This window comes from Bradyrhizobium forestalis (assembly GCF_002795245.1).
In the GTDB taxonomy this organism is placed as follows: domain Bacteria; phylum Pseudomonadota; class Alphaproteobacteria; order Rhizobiales; family Xanthobacteraceae; genus Bradyrhizobium; species Bradyrhizobium forestalis.
In genome coordinates this window covers 46,384-61,541 of sequence record NZ_PGVG01000036.1, presented here as the reverse complement: position 1 = coordinate 61,541, position 15,158 = coordinate 46,384, and the positions used below count along the sequence as shown (strand labels likewise).

Annotated in this window: 8 protein-coding genes and 2 pseudogenes; 4 read left to right on the top strand and 6 right to left on the bottom strand. The window is 57.8% G+C overall.

What is annotated here, in order from left to right; all coding sequences use genetic code 11:
• The first annotated feature begins 469 nt into the window (after positions 1-469).
• Both CVM73_RS30755 and CVM73_RS30750 read left to right on the top strand, forming a co-directional pair.
• Positions 470-1,615, top strand: coding sequence for a TlpA disulfide reductase family protein (locus CVM73_RS30755; RefSeq protein ID WP_100235547.1), 1,146 nt, complete (start codon positions 470-472; stop codon positions 1,613-1,615).
• A gap of 409 nt (positions 1,616-2,024) precedes the next feature.
• Positions 2,025-3,833 (top strand): ABC transporter ATP-binding protein, encoded by a 1,809-nt coding sequence (locus CVM73_RS30750; protein WP_100235532.1) that lies wholly within the window; start codon positions 2,025-2,027, stop codon positions 3,831-3,833.
• 576 nt (positions 3,834-4,409) lie between these two features.
• Here CVM73_RS30750 and CVM73_RS41830 read toward each other — a convergent pair.
• Positions 4,410-5,147, bottom strand: a pseudogene (locus tag CVM73_RS41830) (isocitrate lyase/phosphoenolpyruvate mutase family protein).
• Positions 5,148-5,784: 637 nt separating this feature from the next.
• Here CVM73_RS41830 and CVM73_RS30740 point away from each other — a divergent pair.
• Positions 5,785-5,994: a response regulator transcription factor gene (locus CVM73_RS30740; RefSeq protein ID WP_100235531.1), complete on the top strand. Its 210-nt coding sequence runs from the start codon at positions 5,785-5,787 to the stop codon at positions 5,992-5,994.
• A gap of 984 nt (positions 5,995-6,978) precedes the next feature.
• Here CVM73_RS30740 and CVM73_RS30735 read toward each other — a convergent pair.
• From CVM73_RS30735 to CVM73_RS30725, 3 genes and pseudogenes are all read right to left on the bottom strand, one after another.
• The gene (locus CVM73_RS30735) at positions 6,979-7,209 is read right to left on the bottom strand and encodes a hypothetical protein (protein ID WP_100235530.1); all 231 of its coding nucleotides are present in this window, start codon (positions 7,207-7,209) and stop codon (positions 6,979-6,981) included.
• Between the two features lie 446 nt (positions 7,210-7,655).
• Positions 7,656-8,006 (bottom strand): hypothetical protein, encoded by a 351-nt coding sequence (locus tag CVM73_RS30730; RefSeq protein ID WP_100235529.1) that lies wholly within the window; start codon positions 8,004-8,006, stop codon positions 7,656-7,658.
• Positions 8,007-8,356: 350 nt separating this feature from the next.
• Positions 8,357-9,117: pseudogene (locus CVM73_RS30725) on the bottom strand (IS5 family transposase).
• 840 nt (positions 9,118-9,957) lie between these two features.
• Here CVM73_RS30725 and CVM73_RS39405 point away from each other — a divergent pair.
• Positions 9,958-11,478 carry a hypothetical protein gene (locus CVM73_RS39405; RefSeq protein ID WP_146006678.1) on the top strand — a complete coding sequence of 507 codons (1,521 nt, stop codon included), beginning with the start codon at positions 9,958-9,960 and terminating at the stop codon, positions 11,476-11,478.
• A 1,491-nt stretch (positions 11,479-12,969) separates the two neighbouring features.
• On the opposite strand, the gene CVM73_RS30710 is transcribed toward CVM73_RS39405, so the two are convergent.
• Both CVM73_RS30710 and CVM73_RS30705 read right to left on the bottom strand, forming a co-directional pair.
• The gene (locus CVM73_RS30710) at positions 12,970-13,842 is read right to left on the bottom strand and encodes an isocitrate lyase/phosphoenolpyruvate mutase family protein (protein ID WP_100235526.1); all 873 of its coding nucleotides are present in this window, start codon (positions 13,840-13,842) and stop codon (positions 12,970-12,972) included.
• 11 nt (positions 13,843-13,853) lie between these two features.
• Positions 13,854-15,053, bottom strand: coding sequence for a pyridoxal phosphate-dependent aminotransferase (locus CVM73_RS30705; RefSeq protein WP_167407150.1), 1,200 nt, complete (start codon positions 15,051-15,053; stop codon positions 13,854-13,856).
• Positions 15,054-15,158 lie beyond the last annotated feature (105 nt).

Sequence of the window (15,158 nt, the reverse complement as noted above, 5' to 3'; positions counted from 1 at the left end):
CGATTACCAAGTTTCCGTTCGGCGGCTCACAACATCAAATCAGCTTTCTGGCGGCGCGAAGTGCGCATTCTTGTTCAAATTCGGACAGCGGCACAAAGCGCGGCGGATTCAACACACTGGTCGCAGTGAAGTGCTATTGAGCTATTCATGCGCAATTGGGCGTTAATGCGCGCAGACGATTCTGGCACGGACGTTGCAACTAAGTGCAGCAGTACTGCAGGCGCTGAGCGCACCAAACGCGAGACCAGCGATGCTCACTTTCCTTGAACTGATGTGGCCCGCTTGTGAGAGGAAGAGCTTGTTGCTTGTGAGTTTGTGTGTCGTCGTGCTTAGCGCGGCGACACCGGCAATCGCTGCGGATCAGGCTGAGCAGCCCGTCTACACCAAGGCACCACCCCTCGCGGTCGCGATCAGAGATCAGCTAGCGCAAAACGTCGCGCAACCTCTGACAATAACTTTGGAGAGTAACATGGCGCTGGGCTTAGAATCCCCTGCTCCTCCGATCAAGGTGGAGAACTGGCTGCGTGGGCAGCCCCTCACGAGCTTCCAGCCAGGGAAAGTGTACATCGTCGAATTTTGGGCAACTTGGTGCGCACCGTGTGTGGCGGCGCTCTCCGGTCTGGTACAGCTGCAAGAGAAATACAGAGATAGCGGAGTTGAGGTCATCGGAATAGCCGCTCGTGAACGCGCTCAAACAGCGGACGAGGCCGCAAGCAAGTTGGACGCATGGTTGACCGAAAAGTTGCCGAATCTCAACTATCGGGTCGGGTTCGACTACACACGCGAAATGGACAAGCTTTGGATGGATTCCAGCTTTTCTATTGGGATTCCCACCTCGTTCGTCGTCGACCGCGACGGCCACATCGCCTTTATCGGTTCCCCGACGCAACTCGAAGACGTTTTGCCGAAGATTCTGACCGGGAGTTGGCGCGTCAGCGATGAAGCGAAAGCCGCCGATGCAGAGCGGATCGCCAAGGGCGAACGCACAATGCCGATCTTCGCCAAACTGACGCCGGCGATGGAGGCGCAGGATTGGGCGAAGGCGCTTTCGGTGGTCGAAGAAGCCGTTGCTGTTCTGCCGGATGACGTGAACTTTCGCGTGCTCCGTGCAGATCTGTTGCTTCACAAAATGCACGACTTGCAGGCCGGCCTGCCTGTGATGCGCCAGTTGGTTCGTGACGCGATCAACAAAAAATCCGCGCTGTGGATGGCTGGGGCGATGCGCCAACTCTTTGATCCGGCGAATGACAACTCTCATTTGCCACAGGCCGAGCGCTTCGCGATGGGAAATGAGTTATCCGAACACATTCTAGCAGTGAATCCTCCGCAACGCGGCGAGACCCTTAAGTTCCTGTCCTATCCGGCGGTCGCTCAGTACTACTACGAGAGCGGCAACAAGGATCGCGCAATCGAGTTGATCGAGGTGACGCTGAAGTCGCTGGACAGCCCCGCACCGATCCCGGACGAACTGAAACAGCAGGTTATGTCGGTATTGGTCCAAACGCTGGCCAACTACAAGGGTCAGAAGGATTGCTATGGGTCTCTTTGTGCGACTCCGCAAGCCGGAGTCCCGCAAAGTACCAAAGCGCAAGCGTCGCCGGAGGAGAAAAGATGAAAAAGAGAGTGGCGCCGATCCCGCCTACCTGGCTCACACAAGCTCGGATAGCGCAAGGCTGGCCGATGTCTCAGATCGATGCTCTCAGCCATCGCGCCCTTCGGCCCCGCCGCGGTCGAAGTGCGGGCTCCGCAGGCGGCATCGGGCAAGCGATTCGGTATTTTGGAGGCAGACCCGACGTTGAGGATTTTCGCGCGGCTGCGCCAATCCCGGGACAAGGAGCTCGCAAGCGTGAGGCGCTTCAGCTAAGCGCCTAGGCGAAGAGTGGCTGAAATGGGTAGAAGAGTTCGGCCGCAGCCCCCAGACTGCGGGCATTTATCGCATCCCTCGGACGGCGCGCCAGGCATTGTGCACGTCGGGTCTGCATCGAACGGTTTTTACACCGTGTGCGCAACAAACCCCTAGCGCCATGACCAGTCAAGATGACAAACGGACCGCCGCAATCGGCCTGGTTCTCCCGTTTGCGTTGGAGCATTGGCTGAAGCAGCCAGTCCGTGCCACGGTCATCCTCGTCGGCTTCTTAGGGGCGACGGTCGCCGACCTGTTCATGCCGGTCTATTCCGGCCGTCTGGTGGACGCATTGACCTCGGTCCCCTCCGACCAAGCGGCGCGACATGCGCCACTGATTGCGTTCGTTGGCACCCTCGCGCTTGGTCTGCTCTCGATTATATTGCGGTTTACGGGCTTGCAGGCGATCGTGCCGTTCACGCTGAAGACCATGTCAGATGTGGCCCGTGGGGCCTTCATGCGCGTGCAGCGCTTCTCAACCGACTGGCACGCTAATTCGTTCGCCGGCTCGACCGTCCGCAAGATCACCCGCGGCATGTGGGCGATCGACCTGCTTAATCATACTATCCTGATGGCATTGTTGCCGTCCCTCGCGGTGCTCGTGGGCTCGACGATCCTGCTCGGCCTGCATTGGCCCGAGCTCGGCGCCGTGATCGGCCTCGGCGCAGTGATCTACGTCGCCATCACGACGGCATTCACGATCGGTTACATCGCGCCGGCGGCGCGCGTTTCCAACGCCTGGGACAGCAAAGTCAGCGGCACGCTAGCGGACGCGCTCACCTGCAATACTGTGGTGAAGTCCTTCGGCGCTGAGGCGCGTGAGGATGCGCGGCTTGACGGTGTCGTCAGACGCTGGCGGGCGCGGGTGCAGCGCACTTGGCTGCGGTCCAATGGCACGAGCGCGGTGCAGCTCGTAATGCTCTTGTGTTTCCGTGCTTCGGTGATCGGCGGCGCCATCCTGCTGTGGATAGCGGGGCGCGCCTCTCCGGGCGACGTCACCTATGTGTTGACAAGCTATTACATCATCCACGCCTATCTGCGTGACGTCGGGATGCACATCAACAATCTGCAGCGCTCGGTGAACGACATGGAGGAACTCGTTACCATCTATGGCGAGCCGATCGGCATTGTCGATGCCCCCGACGCCAAGCCGATCGACATTCACGGTGGGCGCATCACGTTCGAGGACGTCACCTTCCTCTATGACGGCGATCGCGTGCCGCTCTACGACGGATTGTCGATCAAGATCCGCGCCGGCGAGCGGATCGGTCTGGTCGGCCGCTCCGGCTCCGGCAAGACCACGTTCGTCAAGTTGATTCAGCGCCTCTACGACGTCTCCGGCGGCCGGATCCTGATCGACGGCCAGGACGTTGCGAAAGCCACGCAGCAGTCGCTGCGCAGCCAGATCGCGATCGTGGAGCAGGAGCCGATCCTGTTTCACCGCTCGCTGGCTGAAAACATCGCTTATGGCCGGCCCGGCGCGAGCATGGCGGCGATCAAGCAGGCCGCGAGGCTCGCCAATGCGCATGACTTTATCATACGATCGCCGAAGGGCTACGGCACGTTGGTGGGTGAGCGCGGCGTAAATCTGTCGGGCGGCGAGCGGCAGCGCGTTGCGCTGGCGCGCGCGTTCCTTGCCGATGCGCCAGTGTTGATTCTGGACGAGGCGACGTCGAGCCTGGATTCGGAATCGGAAGCGCTGATCCAAGAGGCGATGGAACGGCTGATGAAGGACCGCACCTCGATCGTAATCGCTCATCGCCTGTCGACGGTGCGCGGCCTCGACCGCGTCCTGGTGTTCGATCGCGGCCAGATCGTCGAGCAGGGCACGCATCCGGCACTGATCGTGCAACCCGGCGGCATCTATCGCAGTCTGTTCGAGCGGCAGGCCGTCGAGTTCGGTCCGCTCTCGGCGGACGGCCAGCCCTAAAATATGGCTGGCCGCATCTCCGTAGCCCTAGGGCTATTTGGCCGTGCTGGAGGGACATGAGCACCGGCCTGATAGTCCCACATCCCTTTTACAATCTGGTGAGGGAGGCGCGCGTGAGCGTTGACGCAACGGCGCATGATTCTTTCAGACGTGGCTCGCAGATATGGTTGAGCCGGGCCGTCCGATCGGCTTGAGCGATGTCCGCGGCGAAGGCGCTCATCGATGGCAAGCTGATCTGGCTAACGCCATAACCCGGACTGCCCTTTTAAGCATACGCTCCCGACCTAAAGTAAATGCGACGTTCTCTGACGTTAACCCATGACCATCGTGGATAACACGTCGGTATCATCGTCATCCGCGCTTGGAATATCAACTGGCAGGGGAAAGCTGTTCCGCCGTGTCAAAGCGTCGCCAGGATTAGAAACTCGAGTCTTGGTTGACACCGAAGCAAGACTGACGAGAGGCGATGGGTGTTCGGATCGCGGCGGCTTTTCAGGAGGGCAACGTTAGGTGACAAAACCTGTCACCATAGATTAGAGGGGCTGCAGATATCGCTTTTCGGCCAATGCGAGTTCGTCATACCCCAGGAGCTCGAAGATCTCGCTGACTGGGGCGATATGAGATTTCAATGCTCGGAACGCCCTCCTGAGCGAGGATACTATCGTAGACACGCCGCGTTGCAGCTGCTGCAGCTCGCATAAGTGATTGGCCCAGATGACCGTGGAGATGCGCGCACCACGATAGGCTGAGAGCGTTCGATAGTATGTCGTCGGAACAATCAGGTAGCCGGTTCCGCCACTCGGTGACAACCGAAAGCATTTCGTCAGCGGTTCTCTTTCGCGCGTGAATGAAGATTGCATCGGCTCCAGCATCGGCATAGACGTGAGCACGCAAGATGGCTTCGTTCAATCCATGGCCGGCGATCAGCGCTTCGATCCTAGCCGCGAGAGCCAGGTTTTCAGCGACCGTATCCTTCGCAGCCCGAGAATTCGTCGTAGTCGGCGCGCGAATGCCGTTCCCCAATGAGCGAGTTCATCTTAGTCCTCAGGCGAGACGCGCGCCGCGCGACCCTGACGGGGTTTGCGTGCGAGGAGGCGGGCATCGTTGAAGTTGCCCAAACCCCGTCGCCGTCAACGACACAGCTAGCGCGGTCGAGTCCACTATGCGTTGGATGCTCTCGACGAGCTGGGTCCATGAAGCTTCATTGGCATCGCGGTAGCCGAGCGAGCCAGCAATCGACGAGCCAGACGCCCAGAGCCCCTTGAATCCTGAGCGCTGAGAGATTGTGGCGGACAGGGCGTCATGCGCCTCCATCACAAACGAGAGCTCACCATTCGAGCAGACCTGGGCGCGAAGTATTTCGACAGGCGATGGCCGAGTGCATTGATGACCTGCGTTGGGCCGAGTGGATTGTGACGATACTTCATGCAGAAGTCCTGGAGGCCGAGCTTCGATTTGGCACAAACCCTACTGCTCATATCCTTTTTGTTGTGAGTCCGATCAATGACCAGCCTTGGTAGTTGATTGGGGCGATAAGAGCTTGCATTATCGCCGTAGGATTGGCGCCGAACGCGGGGCTGTTGTAATGGTGGATCGCAGCCGACACGTTGGTTTGGTACAAATGAGGGTCTCGGCTCGCGAGCCAGGTGCTACGGCCCTTCACGGAGCATTCACCCCTTGCGGGAGAGGAACGCTTGGCCAAAAGGTGATATCTAGCTCACATTGATGTTGAGCAAATATCGACTGCTACGGTTGTCGGAAATACTGCTGTTGCGTTGTCGACGTATGTCGCGATCCCGTCGATAGGACTGCAGTTGAACCGCAGTCTCCTGGAGAAGTGCGCCGGAAAATCTCCCAAAAATCTTGGTCTGCCGCCAGAGTTTGCGGTGCCACCGACTGGTATGGCATTTGCTGATCTCGTCCTACGTCCTCTCTGCTCCGGGAGAAACTCATGGCGGATGAAGAGATTGTTTTGTCGGCACGGGAAAGACAGTGCTTACGATGGGTCGAGGAGGGCAAGACATCCTGGGCCATCGGAGTCATCCTGAAAGTGAGCGAGAACACCGTCAACTTTCATGTCAAAAATGCAATGCGAAAGCTGGAAACGAGCACCCGTATCCAATGCGTTGTCAAGGCGCGGCGTATGCGTCTTATTGAGTAACGGCCGCGGTTCCGTTGCCGCTGATGCAAATCTAGCAAAATGTAAGGGGCGACTTTGGTTGCTCCGGCGGAATGCGAGGCGAATTACATGTGCGCAGCTGTATAGCCATAATACAGGCGCTGTTACTATGAATAGGGCGTGCTTCGATTTCGTCGCCGATCGGCATTGCGGGGCGCCGCGTACCACTGGGCGAGGTGAGATCATCGGCGCATAACGCTCTTGAAGGCGTGACGGCCGGTCGGATCCCAAATGCCAACGTTGCGATCGTTCCGTCTCCCCTGCAGCGGACGCGGCGGTCGTATACGTGTCGCAAATTGAAGTGTCGCGATCCTAGCGGCTTAGGTACTGAAATCGTGGTCATCGGAAAAGCGGCGTACACGGTGCGGCGGGACACCGAGATGGCAATGATGGTCCGTAAACGCATTTCAAAAGGTGCGCTGCTGGTAGACGTTGCACGATACTCTTGCGCTCTTCGCGCTCAACCAAGTTCGGGCGATCCTCACGAAGCTTAACTAGCTCAATGAACTACCTTTTCGCGGACCACCAATGCGAAGGTTGCGTTCTCGATGATCTAGCGGATTCGAGTTTACAAGTTGAATATGTTTGCGGCGGACGCCGCGATCGGGGTGTTTCTGAGTATCGCTGCGAACGAGATGGCGTTAAGCCCGCGAACGTATTCCACCTCCCGATAGCCGATCCAAATGAAATCGACTAGTTTGTTGTGCTATGCTTGGGTAATGAACCGCGTGCTAGATGGAACAGTGACGAGGCAGGACGGCTAATGTTCAGGTTTATAACGATGTGACGTCTCATCGAGCGGAAGCAATGATTGGCCGTGATTGTCGATCGACAGAACCTGCAGGGGAAAGCCAGTGGGCTGCTTAATTGAAGGTTGAAGTGCGCACGCTCGAGAACATCGGTTGGCGAGTGTCCGCTCCGACGGGTCGGGGGATGCAGAAGGCCGGTCAATCCTTGTTTTGCACTTCACGGGCTGGGAATATCGAGCTCGATCTCACGCGCCACTTCGATGATGCTCTCTGGATGGTGTCCGTTCTTGAAAAGAGCGTATTTCAGAGCTTCAGCGCGGTTGATAAAAAGCCCGCCAAATGCGCCCCGTTTTTCGCGGGCAACCCAGTTGCCGGCCCGATTTCTACCGACAAAAACAATCGGCGGAGCGCAGTCACTTGAACGGGAATCGAGGGCCTCAATCACCATGCCCCTTCGATGGGATGACAGCTCACACTCATGTTGAACAACCATAGCGGAGGTGCTCCGGCTCGCGATCGACTTATGTGCTACTCACATCGCTGCATTCGAAACCAGCATCAGCGACTTTAAAGGTCGGCTATTGGCCGCCGATTGGCTGTGGCTTTGGCTGGGCGGCTCAGCCTGGAAGGAATAGCCCAAACGGAAACGGAGTTCTCCTATCAGTTCTGAGAAGAGAAGGGGGGTTCAGCGAGCAGGCGCTATTGATGTGGGGCCCGGCGATGCGGTCGATGCATAGGGGCTGCAACACCCCCTCATCACTCCGGCTATTTGCAGTCTTCATTGATTTCGGGAGGGAGATGTTCACCTTCGGCCGCTTAGTCGATACGCACGGAAACGCTCTCGCGAGATGGAGAGTGGCGGATACGCGGTAGGGCAAGCGTCTGTCCATCGGATCACGACCGCTGCTGGTATGTCGGGGGGGGGGACCGTACGCTATCCTGATCCACTGCCGTGACTCGCGCCTTCAAGGGGGGGCCGCCGTCCCGTACCTTTGCCAGCAGATCGATGTCTTCGTCGCGCCACCCGCGGTTCTTTGCGATATCGAATAGAACTTCTGCCGGGCCTCGGTCGTCAGTGAAGGCGCTGTATTTGTCCATGATTGCCTTACGGAGGCCGGGATCTTGGACGGCAAAGCCGCCGCTGCGGATCTCGAAGAAGCCGCGCGGTTCGTCTTTATTGGCCTCCAGCCAGTCGGTTATGACCTGCTGTGCCCCCTTTGTCTTACCCATTTTCTTCGAAAACATCTTGGACTGCTCGCATTCTCCTGGGCTAGCGCAGGCTCGAACTCGAGTTGCGCGTGCATGGAAAGGGTTGCAGATTTCGATTGCGCGACTGCGCATCTTGCAGCAGCTGAAGACTAGCACTGGCGTACCAATCGGCAAAGATTTCAGGTTGCCGGTCCAACCCCGAAGAAGCTCGGGGGGCACCGGGCGATGGGTGTAGTTCACGCCCCCGGCAACGGCGGACGCGCGAGAACTTCTACGGCTTGCGGAAGAAGGACTTGCGAGAAGAACTTGCGCGACAGGCGGTGCTGCAGCGATGGTTCGATAGCAACCGGTCCATTATGATCGAAATCTCATTCTAGGGTTCGGACTCAATTGATCCAATAGGCAACGATGGCGGCGAGGTGAACTGTAGCCAGGAAATTCCTGGCGAGTTTGTCGTAGCGAGTTGCGAGACGCCTGAAATCCTTGAGGCGGCAGAAGCAGCGTTCGATAACATTGCGCCCTTTATAGGTACGTTTGCTGAAGCTGTGGAGGGTTACCCTGTTGGATTTGTTTGGAATGACCGGCTTGGCGCCGCGATTGACGATTTCGGCTCGAAAGCCGTCGCCATCGTAGCCTTTGTCGCCAATGAGGGTAGACATGGACGGCGCGAGTTCCAAGAGGGCCGGCCCTGCGGCAATATCTGCGGCTTGCCCCGGAGTGAGATGAAATGCGCAAGGTCTGCAACCAGGGTCGCTCAGCGCGTGGATTTTCGTGGTCCGCCCGCCGCGCGAGCGGCCGATCGCTTGTTCATGCTCCCCCCTTTTCCGCCGCTCGCCGAGCGATGCGCTTTGATCGTGGTGGAGTCGATGGACAAAGTCACGCCGTCTCTGCCGCAGCGGGCGAGCGCTTCAAAGATCGCCCGCCAATGTCCGCGCTTGGCCCAGCGGTTGAAACGATCGTAGATCGTCGTGTACGGACCATAGTCGGGCGGGCAATCGCGCCAGCGTGCGCCGCACTGAAGCATGTGAATGATACCGCTGATGATGCGTCGATCGTCGTCGCGCACCGGACCGGTCTGGTTCGTTGGCAGATGCGGCTCTATCAGAGCCCATTGCTTGTCGTTGAGCCAGAACAGTCCTTTGCGCATCGAAGTCCCCCGCGCGGAATCAACCTGGTGCGAGGGAATCAGAGTTCGCAAATTAGGTACAGACCCTAGAGCTGGCTGATAGCACCGACAACATTTCCCTTACGCTTGCGAGCTGGCGACTACCCAATTGCAGATAGGACGCCAGGAAGTCCGCGCGTCGTGTGGAGACGATCCGGCGCCAAACGGACGGGCAAAACCGTTCGAACAAGTCAATCGTCAAATGAGAAGGGTTCATCGGATTAGTTGATGTCTGTCACTGGCCTATCGCATCCCAACGATATCTGCGACGGCGCAAACGAGGTCTGGCTAGGGACTAAGGCATGACATTTTCAACCAAGCGCGTTGGCTTGCGTCGTTGCGGCCATGTGCGGCCTGCATTGACGGCCAGCGTTATTCGACTTCGCAGCGTTGCGGGCGCGCCAGCAGATAGTCGTGCGAGGCGATCGTGTAAAAGGTCGACCACTATATCGTGCGCATGCCTCAACCTGTTGATGGGCGAACGCTGCGCGTCGGGATCTTGCGTGAACACGGGCTTTGTCTCGCGTGAGAAGCTTTGCGGTTGCCACTACAGAAACGAACTGGCGCGGCGCGGACTCCCGTCGACACGAATTGGCTTGAGGGGAACGCGTCTCTCCCTCGGCTATTAGGCGCAATGCCTTAGCGGCTAACACCGACATCTACGATTCTCTTTCCAACGTGAAAAACATGGCTGGCTATGTTTACGCATATGTGGGGGCTTCAGTGCTAAAAAGATCTGGCGGACAGTTGTGTACTAGATATGAACCTGATTTTGCGCGGTCGCGGCAAGCCAGCAGGTTGGTTGCATCGGGATGGCTCGCGATGAGCGCCCTGGTTGGCTGGGCGCTTTTGTATCCTTCTCCAGCTCATGCCGAAGAGTCGTTGGACGATCTAAAGAAAGCGCTAAGGCGTCTGCAGACCCGCGTCCAGTCACTTGAAGCCGCCAAGCAAACGGAGGCCCACAGCGATCGTGCTGGGACCAATTTAGCGAAGCTCGCCCAAAAAGAAGCAGAAGAGGCACGCGCGCACGCAGAGCAGGCGCGACTTCAGGCTGAAGCTGCTCGCGCGAAGGCGCAAGCGGCGCAGAGTGGAGCGGATCCTCTACAAGGAAGCTTTCCCGGGAGCATGCGAGTTCCGGGCAGCAGCACGTCGTTCAAGATTTCTGGCTATGCAAAGGTTCATGCCTACGGAGATCTCGGTCCGCGCAACAGATCCGACAATATTGCAGTGCCGTCCCTTCCGCTATCGGGTGGGCCGAAAGGTCTCCAAACTCCCGGAGACGTTGCTGTCGGAGCTCGATGGTCTCGCGTTGCCCTTGATGCAAGAACTCCAATTAGCGAAAGCTTCGGAGCTGCCCGTACCTACTTCGAGGTCGATTGGGCTGGACAGTCCGATCCCACGAGTCAGACAACTGCATCGAGCTTCACCACAAGGCTTCGGCTGGCTTTTGGAGAATTTGGCAATACGGATGGTTGGGGGTCAGTAGTTGCAGGACAGACCTACTCGGTCTTCAGCGATTGCACACTTAACCCACTACGCAGTGTCTCTGACTGGACGACGCCCGGAACGAGCGCTGTTCGCCAAGCGGCCATTCAATACCGAAAGAGTTATGGCGCTACGACGTTTAGTGTGGGCTTGGAGAACACTTACAGCGACGTCACAAGTACAGCTGGAACGAGTTATCCAGATTCTAATGGTGGCGCAGGCTTTACCTTGAGCTCGGTCCCAGATGGCGCCGCGAGCGTCATCTGGCGAGGGGACAACGCATTTTTCGCCCTCCGAGGGATGGTCCGTAACATTGGAATTAACAACGAGGCTGCTTCCGCTCTCGCCCAACGATATCACGCATCGACCATAGGTTACGGTGTAGGTGCGACCGGCGGGCTGAATCTCTTGGACAACCGTCTGGCGCTGTTTGCGACGGCAAACTATGGACCCGGCATCGGTCGTTATCTCATTACGGTCAGTCAAGGATTCGGAGCGGTAACCAACTTTGGTTTGCCTGGTGTAACATCTCAGGCGGCTCAAATCGATACGGTGACGGCGACCGCTGGCCTTGTTGGGCTGCAGTATAAGCTTCTTCCAAATCTTCAGGCTAATGCCCTCATTACAGCCACCAGTCTCAGCTACCCGAGTTACGTGACCCAATTCACGACGACCTCAAGCGCGATCAACAGCAGCTTGTGGGCTACCAGTGTCAATCTGATCTACAGCCCTGTGCCATCGGTCGACTTGGGCCTCGAGTATCTTCATGGATCGCGAACGCTGGTGGTTCCGGACGCGAACGGGGTTCGTGGTGGAACAGCTGATCGTATTCACAGCATGATCCTTGTTCGATTCTAGCCACCAGCGCTTGAGCATTGTAGGGATGGCACGACAGAAGGGCCTTCTCACGAGAACGCTTGTTGAGGAGCCCGAAGTTTGGTTGCGGACCATCCAACGGATTCATCCGCTCGTTTCAACAGACAGCGTTCGAGAAAGCTTGGTGCTGCAGCGGGCCATGTGGCGGAGCGATTCGTTGGGGGGCGGCGTTCAAATCTTCCATCTTAGTAGCCGTAGCCTCATGGTATGTCGCTAGATGTTGTCCAGAAGGGCGGTCTTTTTACAAAGGCGGACTAGCCACCGGCGGAAAGCGCGGTCGATTTCAGGATTATCACTGCGGTCGACCGCATACGCCCTATACCGCATGCCACTGGGAGTACGTGATCCCGGTATTACATTCAAATCGCCCCCGGCGCACCAGATCGCTAACAATGATTTCCGGCCCACCAGAAGGCAGTTCCTGTCATGAACGCCGGCAGGGCGAGATAGTTATGATCTATCGGGGCCCCGACTTTATGTCTGCTGAAGTCAGGTTCATCGCCCTTAGCCACATTGGCATATGTCAGGTCGGGATGTGACATTCAGAATCGGCATCGATCGAATGACGGAGAGGCTCTTGCCATTCACGTGATTTGGAGCGCCCACGCGCACGACTTGCTAATTGTAAGAGTTTCCAATCGTCGGCCGCTTCGATGACACAAAGATCGCGTGCAGTCAAAATGTCGAAATCGTCGGAAGATGTCGGCGATGACAGTGAACTTATCACATCTACGATCGCGCCTCTCATCTCGGACGAAAATGCTTGGAGAGTTGGAATCGGCAAAGAGTAGGCGAAGGTTGAAAGGGACGTGCGGACCACAATTCGATTGGCCCGGACGATACCGCCGGCACATTCTCCGAGCAGTGAAACACACGGTCTCAGCGGTTCACAAATTGTGTTTGAAAAAGCCTTCCGAATTTCGTCAAGCCGCTCCGCCTACCGCGTCTTTCGATGAGGTCTGCCCCGAGATAGTCTTACACGTCAAGGTAGCAACTAACCGAGCTTTGCGTCGTCCTCAACACGCTAGCTGCGCCGGTCACGCTTCCTGGGCGATCGTCACAAATACTCAGATCGCGTTGAGGGGGACGTCATCGTGTTCGGTCGTCATCTTCTCCGGTAACTTCTCGAAAGCCTGCTCCTTCGGCAGGGCATGTCCAAAAATGCATATTCCATCAGATTTTCGATGTCGATGGCCGGATTGCTGCTTCTAAACGCGATATCGCGAGCAAAGCATCTTGCTGGAGCGACACGATCGGCGAGATGGTCTTTATAGTTAATTTTGCGTCACGGTCTCTTAGACGCGCCTTCATTGTAGCCGCGGCGGTCGATCTGTTCGCTATGGACACAAAGACTTTCGCGAGCGCGCGGTAGCTCAGGTGCTTCGGTGAATGGCGAACTAGCACAGCGCCTGAGCAAGACTGGAGAGGCGGTGTATCTGTTCAAAGTCGATAGTCAAGATCGGCCGGAATCATTCAGCAAAGGAAGCGAGCTTCCGCTGCTCTGACCGTCTCCATTTTCTGGAGTCTGAAAATCTCCTCGACGGGCAGAATGTCCTTATGGGCATTCTGAACGCCCCCGTCGGCGCGTATCCGACGGAAAGTCTGCTGCATTGCAGTTGCAGCGGCGCGGATGCCGTAATTACCGTAGATCATCATGCAAATATTGCCGAGCGCCCTAACCCGTTCGCCGTCGAGATCTGGGTAGGCGTTTGGTACGATCACGAGCGGCACTGACCCGGTCCAGGCGCGCGAAAAGCTTTCGATCTCAGAGGAATCTGTCTTTTTCGAATGGATCAGGATCATGTCAGCGCCAGCCTCCACGTAGGCTTCGGCACGATGCAGGGCGTCGGCTTCGCCTAAGCCGGCGATCAAGGCTTCGGTGCGGGCGATGACGAGAAAATCCGGATCTCGTCTTGTCGCAACGGCGGCCTCGATCTTGCCCTGGAATTCCTCGACACGCAGCAGATCCTGGCGCCCGCCGGCAATGAGGCTTGATACTTTGGGAAAGGTCTTGTCCTCGATAACGACGGCGCTGGCGCCGGCCCGCTCGTATTCGTTGATGGCGTGGATGACATTGATCGCATTGCCATAGCCCGTATCGATGTCGGCGACGATCGGCAGCGTCGAGCGTCCGGCGATCGCCCGGAGCATGTCGAGATGTTGTGTCATCGAGACCAGGCTCATGTCAGGCAAGCCAAGAAGCGCCGACAGCTCAAAGCCGGAAGCCCATAGGCCGTCGAATCCGGCTTCTTCTGCGAGGAGGGCCGAAAGCGGGCTATGGGCGGCCATGATGTGGAGCAGGCTGGTCTCGGCGATGCGAGCGCGGAGGTTGTTGGCAGGGGACATCGGGCATTCTTTCAGGATAGGGCCGCGCAGGCAGCGGTGATGCGATCGCAGGCGCGAGTGAGGTCTTCGAGCGAGGAGGCGTAGGAAATGCGGATATAGGGTGAGGCCATGAATCCGCTGCCAGGCACAACAGCCACGGCGAAAGCGTCGAGCAGATATAGGGCGAAATCAGTATCGGTTTTGATCACCTCGCCGCCCGGCCTGCGCTTGCCGATAACACCAGAGCAGGAAGGAAAAACGTAGAAGGCGCCGTCAGGCACGCGGCACGAAAGCCCCTCGGCCTGGTTCAGCTTGGCAACAATGAGATCCCGGCGCTGACGAAAAGCGCTCGCGAATAGCTCGATATGGCTGCGATCGCCGGACAGTGCCTCAATGGCGGCATATTGTGAAATCGAGCTGGTGTGCGAGGAAGTCTGACCTTGGATGAGGTTCATAGCCTTGATCAGCGCCCGTGGCCCTGCGCCGTAACCGACGCGCCACCCCGTCATTGCGTCGGACTTGGACACACCGCTGATTGTCAGCGTGCGCTCGTAGAGGTTCGGCGCGACCGCAGCCATGGTAGCGAAGTCGGTATCGTAAGTCAGCTTTTCATAAATGTCGTCAGACAGCACATGGACGTGAGCATGGCGGCCCAGCACCGCGGCGAGCGCAAGCAAATCGTCGCGGCTGTAGACTGCGCCGGTCGGATTGCACGGCGAGTTCAGCATCAGCCATTTGGTGCGAGGCGTGATTGCCGCCTCCAACGCCGCCGGGCGCAGCTTGAAGCCATGGAATTCCTCACAGGCGACGAGAACCGGCTTGCCGCCTGCGAGCGTCACCATATCTGGATAGGAAACCCAGCACGGCGTCGGGATCACCACCTCGTCGTCCGGATTGAGGGTCGCGAAGAGTGCGTTGAATATGACTTGCTTGGCGCCGCAACCCACCGTGATCTGGTCGATATCGTAATCGAGTCCGTGATCGCGGCCGAAGCTCGTGCGGATCGCCTCACGCAGCGGCTTGATCCCCGCGATCGCCGTGTATTTCGTTCGCCCCTGGCGGATCGCCTGGATGCCGGCTTCGCAAACAGCGGAAGGCGTGTCGAAATCCGGTTCGCCCTGACTAAGCGTGATCACATCGGCTCCCTCATCCCGCAACTCGGCGGCACGAGCCGTGATAGCCTTGGTTTCGGAGGGGCGGACGAGATTGAGCCGTTCTGCAACGAGAGACAAGGTAGAGCACCCGCGAACCTAGAGGGAAGAGTTTCAAGGGCTTTTACTCGCTCTCAAACGGCGTAACTAATCATGCTATCTCGTTTTTGAATGAGACGATCGATC